Below are 20,118 nucleotides of genomic sequence, written 5' to 3'. Positions count from 1 at the left end.
CATCTTGATGTGTTAAAGGTTATCTTATTTTTTAACCTTGACACAGTTTATTTTACAGCCTCCTTCCGTAGGCCTCAAATGGTCTTCCGCATGCCTCAAATGATCTTCCGCAGGCCTCAAACGATCTTCCGCAGGCCTCAAACGATCTTCCGTAGGCCTCAAATGGTCTTCCGCATGCCTCAAATGATCTTCCGCAGGCCTCAAACGATCCTCCGTAGGCCTCAAATGGTCTATCTTAACCAACTTGCCCTACTAAACATCTCTACCACCCCGGTTCTGATACCGGCCTGTCTGCCGCGGCGCTGCCAAACGCTTTGTTGGGTTGCGGGCCCATTACAAACTGCAGGTTGCCGCCAGCCATAATATCCTTGTAGGCAATATAGCTTTTGCTGTAAGACCTGCCGTTCAACAGAACTTTTTGTATGTATATATTCTTATCGGTCAGGTTTTGCGCTTCTATTGCAAAGCTGCCGTTGGGCGTTTGCAGGGTTGTTTTTTTTAGCAAGGGCGTGCCGAACACAAACAACCCATTGGCCGGGTTTACCGGGTAAAAGCCTAAAGATGACATTACATACCAGGCGCTCATCTGCCCGGCGTCATCATTGCCGCAAAGACCTTCAGGGCCCGTGGTGTAAAAGGTTTTGGTAATGTGCCTTATTTTGGCCGCTGTTTTCCATTGCTCCCCGGCAAAAGCATAGAGGTAGGGTATGTGGTGGTTGGGCTCGTTACCTTGTGCATACATGCCCACAAGACCGGATATATCTGCCGATGCATGTTCCCCCATATCGCCGCTTACCACAAACAGGCTGTCCAGTTTGCGGGTAAAAGCCTTGTCGCCGCCAACCAGGGCAATCAAATGTTCTACGTTCTGAGGCACCAGCCAGGTGTATTGCCAGGCATTGCCTTCGGTATAGTCGCCGTACTCGTGTATGCTCTGGAAAGGGCTGAACGGCTCCCTGAAACTGCCGCTGCTCATTACCGGCCGCATGAATTTGGTAACCGTATCAAAGTAGCGGGTATAATAAGCCCCACGTTTGCTGTACACATCCGTATCTTCCTGCTTACCCAGCTTTTTGGCCACACGGGCAATACACCAGTCGTCAACAGCGTATTCCAAAGCTTTGGATACAGATTCTTTTTCCTTATCTGCCGGTATAAAGCCTGTTTCTTTCAGGTATTTCATACCGTAATCATCTCTTGTGGACGATGCTTTCATTGCTTCCAGTACTTCGTTACCATCCAGGTTGGTAAGCCCCTTCAGGTAGGCATCTGCCAACACAGGCACGCCGCTGTAGCCTACCATGCAGTCTGTTTCCCTGCCCTGCAGGTGCCAGATGGGCAACTTGCCCTGCTGCCGGTAAATTGCCATGAACGAGGCGGCAAAATCTGCCGCCCGGGCAGGCTGTATTACCGTCATTAGCGGGTTAAGTGTGCGGTAGGTATCCCACAACGAAAAGATGGTATAGTTGGTAAAGCCGGGGTTGGTATAAACTTTATCGTCTGCGCCGCGGTAGCTGCCGTCGTGGTCGTTGTACAGCGCCGGTGCAATCATGGCGTGGTAAAGGGCTGTATAAAAAATCTTTTTCTGCACGGCATCCGGCGTTTCAATTTTTATGGCAGATAGTGCCTGGTTCCATTTGTTGCGGCCTTCTTCCACCACTTTAGTAAAGCTCCAGTGCGGTATTTCGGCCTGTATGTTTGCCAATGCGTTCTCACTGCTCACGTTGCTTACGCCCACTTTCAGCAAAGCGGTGTTAACGCCTTTAAAAGACAGTATGCCTTTTACCGATTGTGCTTCCAGCGATGTACCGCTTACCGGTTGCCCTGCATTGTACAACACAAAATCTTTCAATGGCAGGCTGGTTCTTATGGCAAACCATATCTTCCTGTTACGGGCCCACTGTGTGGAGCTGCGCCACCCTACAATGGTAGAGTCATCCAGCTTTTGCATGGAGCCGTACATTTTCGGGTTTTTCCATTCCGGGCTATAGTTGGCTTCAAACAGGTCAACAATAATGCGGTTCTGTTTACCTGCGGGAAATTTGTATTTGTGAAACGCCACCCTTTCACTGGCCGTAAGCTCCACTTTTACACCGCTGCTTTTCAGCAGCAACGAATAATAGGATGGTTTGGCTGTTTCGTCTTTATGCGTGTAGTAAGACGCGTAGCCGGATTGCGGGTTATCCTGCGTGCCGACGCTGGTGCGTACATCCCCGGTGTAGGGCATTATGACGATGTCGCCAAGGTCGGCAATGCCGGTTCCGTTCAGGTGGTTTTGTGCAAAGCCTTTCACCACGCTGTCGCTGTAATGATAGCCCGAGCACCAGTCCCAGCCCTTGTGAATGTTGTTAGGCCCCACCTGTACAGCCCCAAAAGGCACGCTGGCGCCAATAAATGTGTGACCATGGCCGCCGGTGCCAATATATTCATCCACGTAATCAACAGCGCTGGCATTTTTTTGTGCATGTACGGTAACATTCAACGCACACAGTAAAAGCAAACTGGTCTTTCTCATCTTCATTTTCTTGTTGTGCTATTTAAAAAACAGTTATTGTCCGGGCTGCATTGCTGCTATTTGGCTTTGGTTGTGTCACTCACTTGTACGCCTTGTTCTCTATGCAGCATTGTGTAACATCACTTACTGTAACCACCGGCTTCACCCGTGGCTATTGTTATGTATGCCCTTCGGGTAACCGGCAGCCCAATGTCATTAAGTTAAGAAGAAAGATTTTGTTCTTTGCACCGTAGGTGCTACATGTTTGTAGAAAAACATGCATAAGGGAATTATGCCGCATGGCGGCTGCCCTTAAGCGACGATTGGGTAGCCACTACGTGGCATCCGCTCATCTAAAATGATCTTGTTTCTACAAACAGGAAGCCTCGATGGGGGCTTAATTTAATGACATTGACCGGCAGCCGGTTAATGACACGGCAACAAACCGGCAACCGGTAACTGGCAACCAGCAACCGGCTTTCGGGTGAGGGATTGAAGCGGTTACCCCGCTGAAGCCTTCGCAGCCGGGCCTTGTGGCGGAGTAATAGCACAACCGAGAAAAAGCAACTAAATGTTGCTTTGACGAAGGTTGCGAACGCAGTTCTGCCCGACCCCTTGCGCAGCTTGGGGGCACCCCCTAATCCTAACTTCCCTGTTGAAAGAACTACTGTATATCGTTTTTATCTGACTAAAAACTTACAGTTTAATTTTTGACCTCACCCCAACCCCTCTCCGAAGGAGAGGGGCAAAACCGCCTCTGGTAAAGACTTTCCGGAAATATATTTTTATGTGTACAATGGTGGGTGCTATTTATGGTTTAAACTCCACCCAATCTATTGTACATATATGTTGGTTGGGCGGCGTGTCTTTTTTGAACACAAAATACAAATCGTTCCTGCCACCCGGGTCTTTAACCGGGGCGCTTGTTTCTGCAAATTTCTCCCAATCGCCGGTGGCGCGGTAATCCATCGTGCCGATAACCGGCCCGCGGGCAGAACCTGTATGCACTTCAATAGTTGCACCAATATCTTTGGACGAATACCGGTAGGTAAGCGTTTTGATATTCTTAAGGTCAATGCCTTTTAAAACAAAGTAAGATTTGTTGTGTATGGAGCCAAGTTGCTTGTCCTGCCGTTGTATGTTGCTGGTTTTGTCGGCATCTTCTGCCTGTACACGGGCTGGGCGCAATACCAGCATGCCTGCGCCGGTAAGGGGCACTATACCACTGCCATCGTCTGTATAAGTAGCCGTAAGCACATAGCTGCCTTCGGTTTTAGGGCCGGCTTCTTTTAAAGCTATGGCGCCTGTTGCCGGCAGGCTGTCGTAGGTTTTCTGGCTGGCAAGGGAAAGAATATATTCCACAATTTTCCTCACATTTTCCGTGGGTAACTGCGGGTGGGCGCTCATATAATGTTCGCCCCATACGCCGGCGCCGCCTTTAATAATTTTCTGCATGAGCTTCTCTGTAATGCCGGGTGTACCACTGTAACGTTTGGCCACATCCATAAAGGAAGGCCCTACGGATTTATCATTAAACTGGTGGCAGGCTTTGCAATCGCTGGCTTCTATCATGGCCCTGGCCGGGCTTACAGCAATAGCGCCGGGCTGCTGGTGGCCGAGGGTGGCATAAGATGCTGCCTCTTTCGGAACATATTTCAGAGAAACGAGGAGTTTTTTGGTATCTATTGTTTTGTCTTCAGCATCGGTAGCCTGGGCAGTGTATTGCAGCGGCTGGCCTGCAAAGTAGAAGGTGCTGTTGCCATCGGTATTCACTGTTACCTTAGGGGTGGTGTTGCCTACTTTTATTTCCATGGTGCTGGTATTCTTTTCGCCGGATGGGTCTTTAACCGTAAGACTTACTTTGTACACACCATTTTTGCTGAACGTATGTTCTGGATTAGCTTCGGTAGAAGTTTCGCTGCCGTCGCCAAAATTCCACTCGTATGTCAGTTCATCATCTTCATCAAAGTCATAGCTTTTGCCACTTTTAAACTCCGCTTTTAGCGGGGCAATACCAATACTGTCGTTAACGGAAATGGCCGCTACCGGTGGCCTGTTGCCTCCGTTGAAATCCAGCCTTACCAGGCGGGCATCGTCATTATCGGCGCCGTAAACTGAACCGTATTCAAGCATGTACAGCATACCGTCTTGGGTAATCTCAAAATCTATGGGCCGTTTAAAATCGCCGGTAAGCGGCATAAAAGGCTCCAGGCGTTTGTAGTTCTGGTTCTCATCCAGCCGAACGGCAAAAACCCAGTTGCGCATCCAGTCACCAATAAATAAAGCTTTGTCGTAATATTCCGGCAGGCCTGCCTTGTTATGGCTGGCTTTGTCAAAATGGTACACCGGCCCGGCAATAGCGGTACGGCCACCTTCTTCCAGTTCGGGAAACTCTTTGGATCGCTGGTAGGGATACCATATCATGGCCTTGGTTGGCGGCGGCAATATTTTAAGGCCGGTATTGTAAATGGAATTGTTGGCAGGTGCTTTTTCATCAAACTTTTCATGAATGGTTTTGGTAATAAAATCGTAACGCGGATAAGCCTTGCTATCGCCTACGAAGTAGGGCCAGCCATAGTTGCCGGGTTTTTTGGCCTGGTTTATTTCATCGTAACCGCGGGGACCTTTATCGCCATCGTTGCCTGCATCCGGGCCTACCTCGCCCCAGTAAAGAATGGAGGTTTCCTGGTCAACCGAAATGCGGTACGGGTTACGACAGCCCATGGTATAAATTTCAGGTCTTGTATTTGCTGTGCCTTTGGGGAACAGGTTACCATCCGGTATGGTGTAGCTGCCATCCGCTTCAGGGTGTATGCGCAATACTTTGCCCCGCAGGTCGTTGGTGTTGGCTGAAGAGCGTTGGGCATTATACGTTACACGACCGGGAATTTCATCAATAGGCGCATAACCGTCAGATGCAAAAGGTACAGTATTATCGCCGGTGGAAATAAACAGGTTCTTGTTTTTGTCCCATGCCAGCGAGCCACCGGTATGGGCGCTTACTTCCAGCTCAATGGGCACTTCGATGATTACTTTTTCGGAAGCAAGGTCCAGTGAATCCCTGCCGATAATTTTAAAGCGGGATATGTTTTGCCTTGCCGGCATTTTGTTGGGCGTGTAGAAAAAGTAAATATAGTTGTTGCTGTCAAAACCGGGGTCTAAAGTCATGCCCAGCATACCATTGCCGAACCCGGTTTTGTTATCCGGCATCACCTCAAATTTGTGGATTGTTTTGGTGTTGTTGGCCTTGGGGTCGTACATATAGAAAGTGCCGGAACGCTCAACAAAGAATACCCGTTTGTCTGTGGTTACGGCCAGTTCCATCGGTTCATTTAAATCGTTGGAGAGTACGGTTTTGGTAAACCTGTTTTCTTCGGGGGCTTTAACCGCGTAGGCTTTGGAATAATCCAGCTTAACGCTGTCGCCCATGGCATATTTAATGCCGCCAGCCAGGTGCTGCAGGAATAAAGGTTCGCTAAAGGTTTCTGCCGTATGGCCACCGCCGGTATAAAAGCTGCGGCCACCATCAAACTCCTGGTACCAGGCAATAGGGTGGTTTTCGCCGTTTTCGCCGCCATCATAAGTTTCTTCGTCCAGTTTGGCCACAACGTTAATGGCCGGGCTTATCTTTTTATAGCTGTACCACTCATCGGTGCGCTCCCAATCTGCCGGCAACCCTTTCATAGCGGCGAAAGCTGTATCTATTACTTTAACGGTAGCCTTTCTAACATTGGGGTCAGCAGGGTGGCTTAAAAAATAAGCGCCTACCAGTTTATTGTACCAGGGCCATTTGTATTCCGCATCAGCCGCTGCATGTATGCCTACGAAACCACCGCCCGCCTGTATATAGCGTTGTAACTGCACTTTTTGGGAGGAATTGAGCAGGTTACCCGTAGTGCTGAGGAATATAACGGCCTCATATTTTTTCAGGTTATCCTCAGTAAAGTCAGACGCATTAGCGGTAGTATCGACATCAAAATGGTTTTGTTCACCCAACTGCCTTATGGCAGCAACGCCAGCCGGGATGGAGGCGTGGTGATAGCCTTGTGTTTTGGTAAAAACAAGCACTTTATGGTTAGCATCGTTAGAGCAGCCGGCAAAGATCATCGCCAGCAATACCGGTAAAAGGTTCCGGGTGACTTTCATTGGTGGTTGGTTTTGAGTATTGAAATGCCCCGAAAATAATGCTTGAAAAGTATTCATCCATGATTATTTCGGCAATAGTGGCAGCAGAGTGCAACAAATGGATGAAAAGGATAAAATAATAAAACAAAAGGCAAAAAAACAGGAAGCGGCGCCTTGAGATTCTCAGTAACGGGAGCAGGAATTATAACATTAACGCAAACAAATTGGCGGGCTGATTATTTTATTTGGGATGCGCAAAAAAATATTCCCATATTACGAACATAATTTTTAGATTTAGCAAACCAACCAGCACCTGGCCAATTAATCCAAAACCGTCTTAAGCCTGCTATCCTTGAAGCCCACCTGTTACCATTTATAAAACCAGTGTATGACGAGGGTACTTGTTATTGATGACAATCAGACAATCCTGGACATTGTCGCGGATATTCTGCGCCATAATAACGCCCAGGTTAAAACCATCCTTAACCCAGACGGGGTGGAGGAAGTGCTTCAACTTTTCAGACCGCACGTGTTGCTGCTGGATGTGTCGTTGCCAGGCTACGATGGCCGCAATATTTGCCGTGAAATAAAAAGCAATCCGGCGCTGGGCAAAATTTCCATTATCCTGTTTTCCGCCAACCCCATGGAGCCGGAATCTGTTGCTGATGCCTATGCGGATGACTTTTTGGAGAAGCCTTTTTCCATGGATGAACTGGTGGAAATAGTGCAGCAGTATTCAAGGTAGATGTTATCATTTATTTGCTAACATTGCGTTTAAAAGTGATAAAGTGGACTTTTTACGACATTGCGTGTTGTATAAATTATATGTCCGATTTTTATAAAGTCTGTTAAAGCGTTTGCTTTGTTACCAATATGTGATTGTACCAAATAATTAAATGCTATAAATGACTCCTACATTTCCTGCCGTTTCAATTTACAAGAAAAGGGGGCTAAGTGTTTTTTATAACGATTCAGTTTTTAAAAAAATATCAACCTACACCTATTTGTCTCAGAGCCCTCAAGAAAATAAATTTTACGATGCAGCGGGTAAATTCTGGACTTTAACCTACATCAACCAAAAGGTGAAGAATGATTTTTGGACACGGTTTCTTGCAAATAGTTTTTATAATCCAACGATAGAAATTAAACTGGGGTGGACTGAAGAGGGTGTTTACACCTTAGGTGAGCTTAAAGAAAAAATTTTTGTTTGTATTGATAAAGACGATGATATAATTACTCAATTTGTGGAAGCGGATTTTTTGAAGGACAAAATTTATTCATGTGAAACCTTTCATCAAATCCTAACAATATTGGACGAGCATGTATTTCACAACCAGGGTAAACGGCATGAAGATTAGTTTGCTGTAAAGTATTTAACCGGCCCCGCAGAAATGCGGGGCTGGTTTATTTTTGTCGGAAGACATGTTCAAAAATTATGTAATAACCTACGCTAATTGTGTAATTACAGCCCCACAACGAAAGCATAGCTTTGTGGAATTGATTAACCTTCAAAGCAATTGTTATGAAGCGCCTTATCACTTGTTTAACAGTCTTTCTTTTCAGTTACAGTTTTAACGCCGTTCATGCGCAGGATGCCAGCGCTGTAGTAAGCAAATACCTGTCAGTTAAAAATGCGCTGGTAACCGGTAACGCGGCTACTGCGGCTGCACAGGCTGGGGAGTTGCAAAAAGCCATCGCGGCTACCGATGCAAAGGCTTTTCCGGCCGGTTTGCAGGCTACACTTTCCGGCGGCGCTAAAGCTATTGCCGACAGTAAGGATGTAAGCAAACAACGCACCGCCTTTGGTGACCTTTCTGTCAATATGATACAATTTGTAAAAACTATAAAGCCCGGTAGTGGTACCTTGTATGTGGACTACTGTCCTATGAAAAAACTATCATGGCTTAGCGAGGAAGAAGAAATTAAAAATCCGTACTATGGCAATGCCATGCTTTCCTGCGGTAACGTTACAGAAACTATTAAGCCATAACATTTCAATTGTTTATTGGGGACGCTAAAATTAAGTTTCTGACGCCGGAGGCGGCGGAAACAAAGCTATCCTGCGGACAAAGCTGCATAGCGAACCTATCAGTACAAGAGTGCGACGCAACAGACGCCTCATAGTAATTCCTGCAGCCGGGCTCAAAAATGTCCTGCCTTTATTATTGCAAATAACAAAACCACTTATGAAAGTTTTTCTTTTGCCGGTTTGTTTGTTGTTGTTCTTTTATTCAAATGCACAGCACATGCAGGGGGCGGGTACTATGGAAAGACAACCCTTGAGGCAACAAATGGGCAACAGGGTTATTTACCACCTGTATGTAACAGACACGGTTGTAAACTATACCGGTAAAAAAGCGAAAGCCATTGCCATTAATGGCTCCATTCCTGCCCCGCAACTTGATTTTACTGAAGGCGATACCGCTGAAATATACGTGCACAACCAAATGCACATGGAAACATCTATTCACTGGCATGGCATTATACTGCCCAATGAGCAGGATGGCGTGCCTTACCTTACCACCGCGCCTGTAAAGGGCAACAGCACGCATTTTTATAAATTTCCCATTGTGCAAAACGGTACTTACTGGTACCATAGCCACACCATGCTGCAGGAGCAATCCGGCATGTACGGGCCATTGATTATTCATAAAAAACAGCCACAGCAAACAAAAGAATTAACCCTGTTGCTAAGCGACTGGACCAATGAAAACCCACACCAGGTAGAACGTTCCCTGCACTATGCCACTGATTGGTATGCCATAAAAAAGAAAGCCACACAAAATTATGCGCAGGCTATAAAGGAAAAACATTTCGGCACCAAGCTAACCAATGAATGGAAGCGTATGCTGGCTATGGATGTAAGCGATGTGTATTACGACATGTTTACCATTAACGGCAAACCACAACAGGAAGAGCCGCAGTTTAAAGCCGGGGATAAAATAAGGCTGCGTGTTATCAACGGCAGTTCATCCACTTACTTTTGGCTGAACTATGGTGGCGGTAAAATTTCCGTAGTAGCTAGCGACGGCCAGGATGTTGTACCGGCAGCCGTGGACAGGTTAATGGTGGGGGTATCAGAAACCTATGATGTGGAGATTACCATACCTGCGGATGGCAGTTATGGCTTTACCGCTACCGCGGAAGACAGGACGAAGTATGCCACTATATGGCTGGGCAGCGGACAAAAACATGCCGCACCTGCTTTGCCAAGGCTGAAATATTTTGAAGGCATGAAGATGATGAACGGCATGATGAACATGGATGGCACAATGAATGACATGGGCATGAACATGAGCCTGCAAAAAATGGATATGAACCAGGTAATGTACCCTGAAATTGCAGACAGCAACCAGGCCGTTAAAACACTTAACTACGGCATGCTTAAGGCGGCGGAAAAAACCACTTTACCGCAGGGGCCGGTAAGGGAGTTGAAATTTGAACTTACCGGCAACATGAACCGTTACGTATGGACGATAGATAACAAAACAGTTTCTGAAACAGACAAGATACTGATAAAGCAGGGGGAGAACATTCGCATTGTATTGACCAATAATTCCATGATGCGGCATCCCATGCACCTGCACGGCCATTTCTTTCGTGTGCTGAATGGCAAGGGCGAATACTCTCCATTGAAAACCGTGCTCGACATTATGCCCATGGAAACGGATACCATAGAATTTCACGCCTCGGAAAAATATGGCGACTGGTATTTTCACTGCCATATACTTTACCACATGATGTCTGGCATGGGCCGTATTTTCCGGTATGAAAACACACCGCCCAATCCCCAGGTTCCTGATATGCGCTACGCCACCCGCAAAGTGTACGCGGACGACCGCAGGTTTTACGCCGGCGCCCAAATAGGGCTTGAGAGCAATGGCAGCGATGGGGAAGTAATGTTATCTAACACCAGGTATATGCTGCAAACAGAATGGCGGCTGGGGCTTAATGACAATAAAGGGTATGAAAGTGAAACGCATATCGGCAGGTTTATTGGCCGTAACCAGTGGCTGATGCCTTACATAGGTTTTGACTGGCGCTACCGCAAACAGCATGAGGCCGAGAAAAATATCTTTGGCCAGGTTAACACCAAAGACCAGCGTGCAGCGATTTGCTTTGGTTTTCAGTACACACTGCCTATGCTGTTAAGGGCAGATACCCGCATAGATACAGACGGCAGGCTGCGCATACAGATTGGCCGGGAAGATATTCCCGTAACGGCAAGGTTGCGGCTTAACGTGCTGTGGAATACCGATAAAGAATACATGACAGGCCTGCGCTATATTGTAAGCAAATACGTTTCTTTATCCAGCCACTACGACAGCGATATGGGCTGGGGCGGAGGGATGACGATAAGTTATTGATAAATATTGAATAAGGAACAAGGAAGGTAGAATATCGAAGTGAACAGCCCCGCTTGCCATTCATGATATGAATATAGAACAAGGAACAAGGAAAGTAGAATATCGAAGTGAACAGCCCCCACTCACCACTCACTACCTGAACTGTATTGCCTTAACCGGCTGTATATTCCTTACAAACAGCGTAGGCAATAATAGTGATGCGGTACACACAACCATGGATGCAATGCATACAAGAGCTACCTGCCACCACACTATCTCAACAGGAGCGGTGCGTACATAATAGGCCGCTTCATCCAGCTTTATAAAACCTGTAGCCTGTTGTAAAAAGCAAATGCCCAGGCCAACCGCCAGGCCTATAAGTATGCCCCTTCCCGCAATTAATGCCGAGTGGTAAAGAAATATTTTTTGAATAATCCAGTCATCGCCGCCAACGGCTTTTAAAACGCCGATCATGCGGGTACGTTCCAGCACCAGTATCAACAGGCAGGTAATCAGGTTAATAATGGCAACGATGGCCATGATGGTAAAGATAACATTGCGGTTTACATCCAATATATTCAGCCAGTCGAAAATATAAGGGTATAACTCTTTAATAGAGCGGCTTACCCACATATCAGGTAATTGATAATAAAGCGTGTTGTTCACCGTGTCAATAAGCTGGTAATTGTTCAGGAAAATCTCGTAGCCGCCAATTTCGTTTTCCTGCCAGCCATTGATGCGTCGGATAAGCCTTAGGTCAGCTATGGCGAACAGCCTGTCAAACTCCTCCACGCCGCTTTTAAAAATACCGCTTACCCGCAGCTTTCTAAAAGTGCTTTTTCGTTCAGACGGAGATATGAAATACACTGTAATGGTGTCGCCCACATGCAGCCGCAATTCTTCGGCTACGGGTTTGGAAATAACAATGTCGCGGCTGTACAGGCTGTCGTTAAAATTCAGCCATTTGCCCTCGGTGATAAACGGTGTAAAGTTGGCCGCATCGTAACTGCTGTCAACTGCTTTAACCAGCACGCCTTCAATCTCCTTATTCTTTTCAAGCACAGCACTCTTGGTAGCAAAAGCCTGCACTTTTTTCACCCCCGGCATGTGCCTGATAATATTGGTTACGGTGTCATTGTTTTCCAGCGGAGATTCTTCAGCCACCAATGCCTTCGCGGGTTCGTATTGCTGCACTCTTATGTGGCCCCAAAAATTAAATATCTTGTTGCTTACGGCCTGCTGAAACCCGTTAACGAATGCCAGCGTAATAATCATAGCGGCCACGCTTAGCGCCGTTGCGGCCGTTGCCAGCTTTATGATAAACGCTGAAAAAGATTTCTGGCTTTTAAATGCAACACGGCCGGCTATAAAAGATGCAACATTCATACTTGCCGGTAAAGCTAAAGCGGATAGGCATTGCGTCAAAAAAAAGCTGGCAGGGATTGTAAGGCAGACGTGTTCCTATTTTATGGGACAGACAGTATTGCTACTATGAGGCTTTGGTTGTGTCACTCACTTGTACTGCAGCAACTCTATTGAGCAGTTGCCTTGGTAGCCGTCCTGGGCAAAACCAAGGGCTTTGTGCAATATAAAACGGGCTGCCGTTGTCCGAGATTTCTTTGTTTAAAGTTGAATGCCGGCTGCCGTATGCAAGTGTCACTGCCTGCTGCTATTTTAACAACGCTATCCAGCCGGTTAGTTTGGGCAGGTAAGGGTCTAAAAAAATAACATAATAATAAGTGCCTAACGGCAGGGGCTTACCATTGTAGCTGCCATCCCACTTTGTGTTGTAGCCTGTGCTGGAAAACACGGGTGAACCATAGCGGTTAAATACGGTTACCTTACAGTTGGGGTAAGCGCTGATGGCTTCCAGCACCCAGGTATCGTTAATGCCATCGCCATTGGGCGAAAAAGCATTTGGTACCAGTACTTTGGTATAAACTTTTACAAATACATCATCTGTTGTGGTGCCGCACCCTGCTTTGGATGTTGCCTGCAGTGTGTATGTTGTACTTTGCAAGGGGCTTGCCTGCGGCTGTAATAATTGTGCGTTGTTTATGTAATATTGCGGCGACCAACTGATGCTTACGCTGTCGCCGGTAACCTGGCCTTCCAGTGTGGTTGCCTGCCCTTCTATGATGATTTTATCAGGGCCGGCCATAGCGACAGGTTTCGTCATTACAAAAATTTTCACGGTGTCAAAAGCCATGCACTGGTGGTCTCCCGTAACTGTCAGTACATAGGCTATGCTGTCTGCCGGGTTGGCCGTGGGGTTTGCATCCGTTGCTGAACTTAAGAATGTTGCCGGCGACCATTGCAGGGTTCCATCGCCCGAGCCATGCAGTTGCGTAGAGCTGCCTTTGCAGATGGCCACATCGGTTCCTGCATTTACTGCCGGGGTAGGGTAGATGGCCACATCAACAGAATCCCTGCTGCTGCATTTTTTGTCGCTGGTTACGGTTACATAGTAGCGCCCCGCAGCAGCCTGCGCTGGTTGGGCTATATCCGGCGATTGAACGGTAGAAGTAAAATTGTTTGGCCCGGCCCATGCATAAGTGGCACCGCCTGTAGCGGTTAGCCTCAGCACTTCGCTGGTGCAGATAATGGGCTTGTTGCTGGATGCAGTTGTTGCAGGCAAAGGGTTTACCCGTATGGTAACCACATTAGAGCTTACGCGGCAGTTGGGTGAGCCAATGTTTGTTTTTTCGCCTACCGCCAGGCGGTACATATAGCTGCCTGTAATGGACAGGCTAACAGCATAGGTAGAAGCAGTTGCACCGGGAATATCTTTCCAGGTTGCGCCGGTATCACTGCTTTGCTGCCATTGAAGCGCCGGGCTGGTAAAACCATCTGACACTGCCCCTTTTAAGGTATAGGATGCGGCCGAGCCTTCGCAGATATCTAATAAATCGCCCTCAACGCCATTGATGCTGGCAGCAATATCCGGTCCGCAGGGCCGGAAAGTAATGTCGTCCAGTACAAGATCGTTACCGCAGCCCCCATCGGCATTATTGGTAAGGCGTATTACAACAGAACTTACATTTTCCCCGGTTTTAAAAAAGAAACCATACTGTTTCCATAGTGGTGAAGACTGCGCCGGAATATTACCGCTCTGGTAAGTTTGGATAACCGTACCATCTGTTTTCTCTATACTGAAAGTAAGGTTGGGCTGTATGCCGTTGCTGCTGCAGGAACTTGTTTTAAGAATGTTGAGTATCCAGGCCGCAAATTCGTAGGTAGTATTGCCGCAAAGGCCGGAAACGGTATCAATAAAAAAGTCGCCACGGGTAAACGATGCGTTTACAATCATCATCAACCCGTTTACATCGCCAGGGGTATGGTCTTCGCTTAATGTATGCCAGGAATCGCTAAAGCAGGGTGGACTGCTGCTGCCCACTGTATAAGATCCATCATTAGGGCAGGAATAAGAAATGAAAGAATAATTTGCCAGGGAAAAGGGAGCCTGCGTAGCTACCCCGGCGCCAAAGTCAATGTTTACAACGGCATCTCCCAGGCTGCCATTACAAAGCTGGGCGTGGGCTTGCATGGCAACGGTGGAAAAGAGTATCACTAAAAGCAGTTTTGGTATGCGTAGCAAGCGGTATATAAATTAAGCCTTAAAAATACTACTAAAAAGTTCAGCTTCAGCGGCTTTTAAAGATTTTATCCTGCGGAAAAAGGTTGCCTGCTTTACGTATGCCGAAGCCACGATGTATCGCATCATGGCTTCGGGTTTTGTATAAAGGGTTGCGTAATTGTAAGGGTTAAGGTTTCTAGGCCTGTGCGGTGGTTATTTTTTGTAAATGCTTAACTCACCATCTTTATCAGCTTCCAGTATCATGCTTTTGTTATTGATGCTGACGCCTACATAGTAGTGTGTGGTACCATCCTCTGCATTCAAAAATTCTATTGCTTCTGTTATGGTCCAGTCGCTGTATTTTTTGCCTATATTTTCTGAGGCGCCGGCTGGTAGCTCGTTCAGTTTAATGTGCCTGCTTTTTGCTATCATTTCACCTTCGCGGCTATAGAAAACCTCCATGCTCTGGCTGTTGGAGGTGAAGCTTATTTTGGTAAGCTGGTCAACGCTTTTTACGCTAACATCGGTGGCATCGGGAAAAGCTTTTTTAAATGCACCTGCCCCGTTAAAGCCAGAAAGGTTATTGCCGCTTGCTAATACGCTGCCAATTAAACTTAAAAAAAGTGCTGAGGTGATGAATAACTTTTTCATAAATGTTGTTTTAAAATTGAGTTTGATTATTTTTTGTTTGATGCAGTATATAATTCCAAACAGGTGCCAAAGCGTGCCACTGTTCTTAACTTATTGATATTGAGATGGTTTACATTACTTTAACAACCGCGTTACTGTACGGATACGAACAAAAGCTGTTCTGTGGCGGACGGTTTTGATACAATTACAAAGCGGTCTGGAACTTAAACCCATGAGATAGGTTTATCATGCCTTTTTCTGTAACGCTGCCTGTAAAAAAGGCCGCGTGTTGCACTATGGGTGAGGGATTGAAGCGGATACCCCGGTGAGGCCTTCGCAGCCAGAGCCCCGTGCCGGAGTATGAGCGGAAAGCCCGGCCCGAGGTACGAGGGACACCCCCTAAGTACAAAGTTTGAAGTACGAAGTACCTGCTTATGTAAGATGTTAGATGTGGGATGTACGATGTAAGTGTCGTGTGTCTTGTCCTGAAATACGGTTATTCTTAAACCTTTATATCGGCGGTAACAAAAAATGCTGATTAAAAAATCAGCATTTTTTACAGCCTTCTTAAAAGGCTCTTGACTGCAATACAGGCGCCACTTATCAACAGGTTAGCTGATGATACTGTCGTGCCTGAAAAGATAGGGTATCAAAAAAGCCGCAAGGCCACCAATAATTAACTGCGTACCTATAAACATGGCACGGAAATCACCCGGTATCACAATTTCGGATGGCCTGAAAGCCAGCGCGGCAAAAACAATAGCGGATGTAAAAAGGAATACGGCTATTCTGTAAAAAGTTATACCCTTATTAAGATAATGTACAAAAAAGTAAAAGATAACACCGCATACAATCATCAGTATCATGGTGCCGAATATAATAGTGCCTACATCCATTACATTAAACACATAAAACTCTTTGATGCGGCGGAATATGAAAATAAAAATAAGATTGGCAAATGTGGCAACCATGCCGGTGAACAGGCCACCTAAAATAGACCTTGACAAATCAGTTTGAGGGTAATCGTAACTTTTCATATATGCGGTTTTAAAAGTTAACAATAGTGCAGCTCAAACAATCATTATTTAAATTGTAACCAGGCGGGTGTGTAATTTATCAGGCAAAGAGTAAATACAGCAATCGTTTAATATCCGAATGATTGATACGGCAAAGGTATAGAACTTTATTTCTTTCGTTAGGTTTTTTAAAATAAAGAATAGCCTGTATGGTTAATGGCCAATGCCATTAGCCATACAGGCCAGTTAAGTAAACCCGTCCCGGTTAAAGCGGGCTTTTATCAACTCCTTCTTTGGTAATAATTACGGGTTTTATCAGGCCGTTCTCATCAAAGTACAGCCTGTCAATGCAGGTTTCACGGGAGTTGCCGTCTTTCTCCGTAAGTGGTCTCCTGTGATAAATAATATACCACTCATCTTTACCCGGCGCTTTAATAATGGAATGGTGGCCGGCACCCGTTGCTATGGCAGCATTTTGCTGTAGTATTTTGTCAATTCGTTTAAAAGGTCCCATAGGAGAATCGGCCATGGCATAGGCCACACTATAGTCCGGGCCCGTCCAGCCACCTTCGCTCCACATAAAATAATACTTGCCGTTGTGTATGAACATAAACGGTCCTTCCACATATTTTTCCGGTGTAATTTCTTTAAATAGGGTACCATCTTCATAAGGCACAAAGCCCGTAAAATCATCTTTCAGTTTGGCAATGTTGCAGTGCCGCCAGCCGCCGTAAATAAGATAATAGCTGCCGTCTGCATCTTTAAAAACAAACTGGTCAATGGGTTGTGCGCCGTTATAAAATTTGTCTACCAGCGGTTTGCCCAGGTAGTCTTTGTATGGGCCTTCCGGTTTATCGGCCACGGCCAGGCCAATGCCGCCTTTTTCATTGTCGCTTTGTATGTCGTTGGCGCCAAAAAATAAAAAGTATTTGCCGTCTTTTTCAATAACAGAGGGCGCCCACATGGCACGCCTGGCCCATTTTATAGCGGCAGTGTCAATTATGCGGGGGTGTTTGGTCCAGTTAACAAGGTCTGGCGATGAAAACGCATCCATAAAGACCTGTTTCTCATACGGCGCCGAATAAGTAGGGTATATCCAGTAGCGGTTGCCATAAATAATGCCTTCAGGGTCGGCATACCAACCGGGAAACACAGGATTGCCAGCTTTTTGTTTTACCTGTTGGGCCTGCAGGCCTGCTGCCATGCCACAGGCCAGTGCCAATATCAATGCTCTTTTCATAAGTTGTTTTAAAATGTACCTGTTCTAAAATGCCAAATATATACATACATAGACGTATCTGCTGCTGTTTGATACTACGTTGGCTGCCCGGGATTTTTATGGACCCGGCAGCGGTTTTCATGGCATCGTCCCTTGCGTCGCAACAGCGTGTACGTTCGGTTCATTGGGCATCGTTCCGGCTGTAGTGCAGCAGGCTGCCTGTTCATAAAAAGGTTGAATTTTGCAAGCGATTGTTTCTGTAACGCCATTTCTCACCTGTAAAAGACGGTTTTAGCTGTCCAGGCTATCCAGGGCCATCGTTTTTTTACAATTGTTTGAATTTTGCAAGTATTGCTTTGAAAGACGCAATAACACCCGCCCTCGGCCATGCTAATTTTGGTTTATCAAAAAACAACAAGTTATGAGTAACACAAAAACATGGTTTGTAACAGGCGCATCAAAAGGGTTGGGCCTGTCTTTGGTAAAACGCTTACTGCAACAGGGTTACCAGGTAGCCGCAACATCAAGAAGCATTGCTGATTTAACCAAAGCCGTTGGCGAAGATGCGGATGGCTTTCTTCCGCTGGCGGTTAACCTAACGGATGAGAGCAGTGTCAAACAGGCCGTTGACGCCGCTATTAAGCATTTTGGCCGCATAGATGTAGTGGTAAACAACGCCGGCTACGGTATGGCAGGCAGCCTGGAAGAGCTTACTGATAAGGAAGCAAGGGAGAATTTTGACATCAACGTATTTGGTTCTTTAAACATTATCCGCAATGTGATGCCGCATTTAAGGGCGCAACATTCCGGCCACATTTTTAATGTGTCATCTATTGGTGGGTTTACAGGTAATTTTCCCGGCTTTGGTATTTACTGCGCCACCAAGTTTGCGGTGCATGGCTTTAGCGAGTCACTTGCAGCGGAGGTAAAATCGTTTGGTGTAAATGTTTCCATTGTTTCTCCCGGCTATTTCAGAACAAGCTTTTTATCAGCTTCTTCCTTAAGTGTTCCCAAAAATGAAATTGCAGAGTACAAAGAAGTGAGGGCTGTTCAGACTGCTCACCAGAACGAAATAAATGGTAATCAGGCTGGTGACCCGGATAAAGCGGCTGATGTAATGATTGCCGCAGCGGAAGCTAAAAACCCTCCGTTACACCTGTTCCTGGGCCAGGATGCTTACAATTTCGCTTACCAAAAAATGGAAGCTGTTAAACAAGACCTGGAAGACTGGAAAACCCTGATTACTTCAACAAATTTTGAGGAAGCAGAACCGGCAACTCAGTTTCATTAATTTAAGCTGTCAGCCTGAGCCCCGAAACTTCGGAATCGAAGTCGTGTTGGTAAAACGTGGATTGCATACCCTGGTTTCGATCCCGAAGTTTCGGAACTCAACCTGGCATTCGTTTCTTAACTAAACGACATTGCATTAAATACAACCACCAAAATTTTTTTATGAAAGAGCAACTATCCTACATTGGCACCTGGGTAACCCGTGATGGATATATACGGCAGGAGATTTTGCCTGGTGGCCGTTATGATGAGGCACGTGGCAAAAGAAAAAGCGCATTCTCCGGCAGTTATGTTATTAAGGGCAACCATATTGTGTACAAAGACGATACAGGTTTTAGCGTCACTGGCGATTTTAACAGGGACATTTTATACCACGGCGGCCATATTTTTTACCGGGAGGAAAAACTTGAAAACATTAACCGGTTACCGATGCTGTAAACCGGATTGAATTAATTTTATAACATGGCAAGAACAGAAACACTCGAAGATTTTTATAAGCATAAATTAAACTGGCTGCCGGATAACCTGAAGAAAGACATCGGCCATTTCAACGTATTCAGGCTGGAAGATTGTATTGGCCCTGGCAAACCGCCTGTGCAGTACAGCCGCCGGGACTACTACAAAATAAGCTTGCTGCGCGGCGAAACGGTTTACCATTATGCCGATAAAAGCATACAGGTTAACGGGACCACCCTTATGTTTTTTAACCCGCAGGTACCTTATACAATTGAACCCATCGCAGAGGATAGCACGGGTTCCTTCTGCATTTTCAAAGAGGGCTTTTTTTCGGAAAGGATGAAGGGCAGCCTGCAGGAACTGCCCATGTTTGCACTGGGCGGCAAACCGGCCTATTTTTTAAATGAGGCCCAGGATAAATACGTAAGCGCCATCTTTGATAAAATGTTTGATGAAATTGGCTCTGATTATACTTACAAGTATGACTTACTGCGTACTTACGTAACGGAAATGATCCATTACGCCTTGAAGATGCAGCCGGCGGAATCGTTGTACCAGCACCCGGATGCAAAGTCCCGCATTACGGCGGTATTTACAGAATTGCTGGAGCGACAGTTTCCCATAGAATCTCCGGCCCAACGTTTTTCATTGCGCAGCGCCAACGATTTTGCCAAAAAGCTGGCAGTGCATGTAAACCATTTAAACCGGGCCATTAAAGAAACCACCGGCAAAACAACATCGGAGCATATTTCTGAACGCCTTACCAGCGAAGCCAAAGCTTTACTGAAGCATACCAACTGGAACATTTCTGAAATAAGTTACTGCCTGGGGTTTGAAGAGCCTGCGCATTTTAATAACTTTTTTAAAAAGCAAACCAGTTTAACGCCTTCTGCGTATAGAATAGTGTAAAAGACTATGGATAGAGAGGTACATTCGTTTCTTTAACTTTGTTAGTCTCCGGAAAC

Annotated in this window: 14 protein-coding genes; 7 read left to right on the top strand and 7 right to left on the bottom strand. The window is 46.2% G+C overall.

All coding sequences use genetic code 11. The annotated features are described in order from the left end of the window. Positions 1–262: 262 nt before the first annotated feature. Positions 263–2,515: a GH92 family glycosyl hydrolase gene (locus F0364_RS11970; RefSeq protein WP_235921071.1), complete on the bottom strand. Its 2,253-nt coding sequence runs from the start codon at positions 2,513–2,515 to the stop codon at positions 263–265. A 789-nt stretch (positions 2,516–3,304) separates the two neighbouring features. Then, positions 3,305–6,640, bottom strand: a complete 3,336-nt coding sequence (locus tag F0364_RS11965) for a ThuA domain-containing protein (RefSeq protein ID WP_207632629.1) — start codon at positions 6,638–6,640, stop codon at positions 3,305–3,307. Positions 6,641–7,007: 367 nt separating this feature from the next. On the opposite strand from F0364_RS11965, the gene F0364_RS11960 reads away from it, so the two are divergent. From F0364_RS11960 to F0364_RS11945, 4 genes are all read left to right on the top strand, one after another. After that, on the top strand, positions 7,008–7,364 hold the full coding sequence (locus tag F0364_RS11960) for a response regulator (RefSeq protein WP_153798014.1): 357 nt from the start codon (positions 7,008–7,010) through the stop codon (positions 7,362–7,364). Positions 7,365–7,524: 160 nt separating this feature from the next. After that, positions 7,525–7,977: a hypothetical protein gene (locus F0364_RS11955; protein WP_153798013.1), complete on the top strand. Its 453-nt coding sequence runs from the start codon at positions 7,525–7,527 to the stop codon at positions 7,975–7,977. A gap of 164 nt (positions 7,978–8,141) precedes the next feature. Then, positions 8,142–8,609: a DUF3347 domain-containing protein gene (locus F0364_RS11950; RefSeq protein WP_153798012.1), complete on the top strand. Its 468-nt coding sequence runs from the start codon at positions 8,142–8,144 to the stop codon at positions 8,607–8,609. A gap of 196 nt (positions 8,610–8,805) precedes the next feature. After that, entirely contained in the window at positions 8,806–10,986 is a 2,181-nt protein-coding gene (locus F0364_RS11945) for a multicopper oxidase domain-containing protein (protein WP_207632628.1), read from the top strand. A gap of 132 nt (positions 10,987–11,118) precedes the next feature. On the opposite strand, the gene F0364_RS11940 is transcribed toward F0364_RS11945, so the two are convergent. The 5 genes from F0364_RS11940 to F0364_RS11920 form a co-directional block, all read right to left on the bottom strand. Further along, positions 11,119–12,351: an ABC transporter permease gene (locus F0364_RS11940; RefSeq protein WP_153798011.1), complete on the bottom strand. Its 1,233-nt coding sequence runs from the start codon at positions 12,349–12,351 to the stop codon at positions 11,119–11,121. 283 nt (positions 12,352–12,634) lie between these two features. Beyond that, positions 12,635–14,536 (bottom strand): T9SS type B sorting domain-containing protein, encoded by a 1,902-nt coding sequence (locus F0364_RS11935; RefSeq protein ID WP_153798010.1) that lies wholly within the window; start codon positions 14,534–14,536, stop codon positions 12,635–12,637. A 219-nt stretch (positions 14,537–14,755) separates the two neighbouring features. Beyond that, entirely contained in the window at positions 14,756–15,193 is a 438-nt protein-coding gene (locus tag F0364_RS11930) for a hypothetical protein (RefSeq protein WP_153798009.1), read from the bottom strand. Positions 15,194–15,783: 590 nt separating this feature from the next. After that, positions 15,784–16,209 (bottom strand): hypothetical protein, encoded by a 426-nt coding sequence (locus F0364_RS11925; protein ID WP_153798008.1) that lies wholly within the window; start codon positions 16,207–16,209, stop codon positions 15,784–15,786. A gap of 244 nt (positions 16,210–16,453) precedes the next feature. Further along, positions 16,454–17,428, bottom strand: coding sequence for a glycoside hydrolase family 43 protein (locus tag F0364_RS11920; protein WP_153798007.1), 975 nt, complete (start codon positions 17,426–17,428; stop codon positions 16,454–16,456). 400 nt (positions 17,429–17,828) lie between these two features. On the opposite strand from F0364_RS11920, the gene F0364_RS11915 reads away from it, so the two are divergent. From F0364_RS11915 to F0364_RS11905, 3 genes are all read left to right on the top strand, one after another. Continuing rightward, entirely contained in the window at positions 17,829–18,698 is an 870-nt protein-coding gene (locus F0364_RS11915; protein ID WP_153798006.1) for an oxidoreductase, read from the top strand. A 161-nt stretch (positions 18,699–18,859) separates the two neighbouring features. Continuing rightward, positions 18,860–19,135: an Atu4866 domain-containing protein gene (locus tag F0364_RS11910; protein ID WP_153798005.1), complete on the top strand. Its 276-nt coding sequence runs from the start codon at positions 18,860–18,862 to the stop codon at positions 19,133–19,135. 24 nt (positions 19,136–19,159) lie between these two features. Beyond that, positions 19,160–20,062: a helix-turn-helix domain-containing protein gene (locus tag F0364_RS11905; protein WP_153798004.1), complete on the top strand. Its 903-nt coding sequence runs from the start codon at positions 19,160–19,162 to the stop codon at positions 20,060–20,062. Positions 20,063–20,118: the final 56 nt, after the last annotated feature.

Source organism: Foetidibacter luteolus (genome assembly GCF_009650435.1).
In the GTDB taxonomy this organism is placed as follows: domain Bacteria; phylum Bacteroidota; class Bacteroidia; order Chitinophagales; family Chitinophagaceae; genus Foetidibacter; species Foetidibacter luteolus.
This window is presented reverse-complemented; position numbering and strand designations above follow the sequence as displayed.

Bases quoted from the DNA above. Each gene is read 5' to 3' on its own strand.
- F0364_RS11920 (WP_153798007.1), bottom strand. From the start codon at position 17,428: ATGAAAAGAGCATTGATATTGGCACTGGCCTGTGGCATGGCAGCAGGC.
- F0364_RS11950 (WP_153798012.1), top strand. From the start codon at position 8,142: ATGAAGCGCCTTATCACTTGTTTAACAGTCTTTCTTTTCAGTTACAGT.
- F0364_RS11970 (WP_235921071.1), bottom strand. From the start codon at position 2,515: ATGAGAAAGACCAGTTTGCTTTTACTGTGTGCGTTGAATGTTACCGTA.
- F0364_RS11965 (WP_207632629.1), bottom strand. From the start codon at position 6,640: ATGAAAGTCACCCGGAACCTTTTACCGGTATTGCTGGCGATGATCTTT.
- F0364_RS11910 (WP_153798005.1), top strand. From the start codon at position 18,860: ATGAAAGAGCAACTATCCTACATTGGCACCTGGGTAACCCGTGATGGA.
- F0364_RS11955 (WP_153798013.1), top strand. From the start codon at position 7,525: ATGACTCCTACATTTCCTGCCGTTTCAATTTACAAGAAAAGGGGGCTA.
- F0364_RS11960 (WP_153798014.1), top strand. From the start codon at position 7,008: ATGACGAGGGTACTTGTTATTGATGACAATCAGACAATCCTGGACATT.
- F0364_RS11925 (WP_153798008.1), bottom strand. From the start codon at position 16,209: ATGAAAAGTTACGATTACCCTCAAACTGATTTGTCAAGGTCTATTTTA.
- F0364_RS11940 (WP_153798011.1), bottom strand. From the start codon at position 12,351: ATGAATGTTGCATCTTTTATAGCCGGCCGTGTTGCATTTAAAAGCCAG.
- F0364_RS11945 (WP_207632628.1), top strand. From the start codon at position 8,806: ATGAAAGTTTTTCTTTTGCCGGTTTGTTTGTTGTTGTTCTTTTATTCA.
- F0364_RS11915 (WP_153798006.1), top strand. From the start codon at position 17,829: ATGAGTAACACAAAAACATGGTTTGTAACAGGCGCATCAAAAGGGTTG.
- F0364_RS11930 (WP_153798009.1), bottom strand. From the start codon at position 15,193: ATGAAAAAGTTATTCATCACCTCAGCACTTTTTTTAAGTTTAATTGGC.
- F0364_RS11905 (WP_153798004.1), top strand. From the start codon at position 19,160: ATGGCAAGAACAGAAACACTCGAAGATTTTTATAAGCATAAATTAAAC.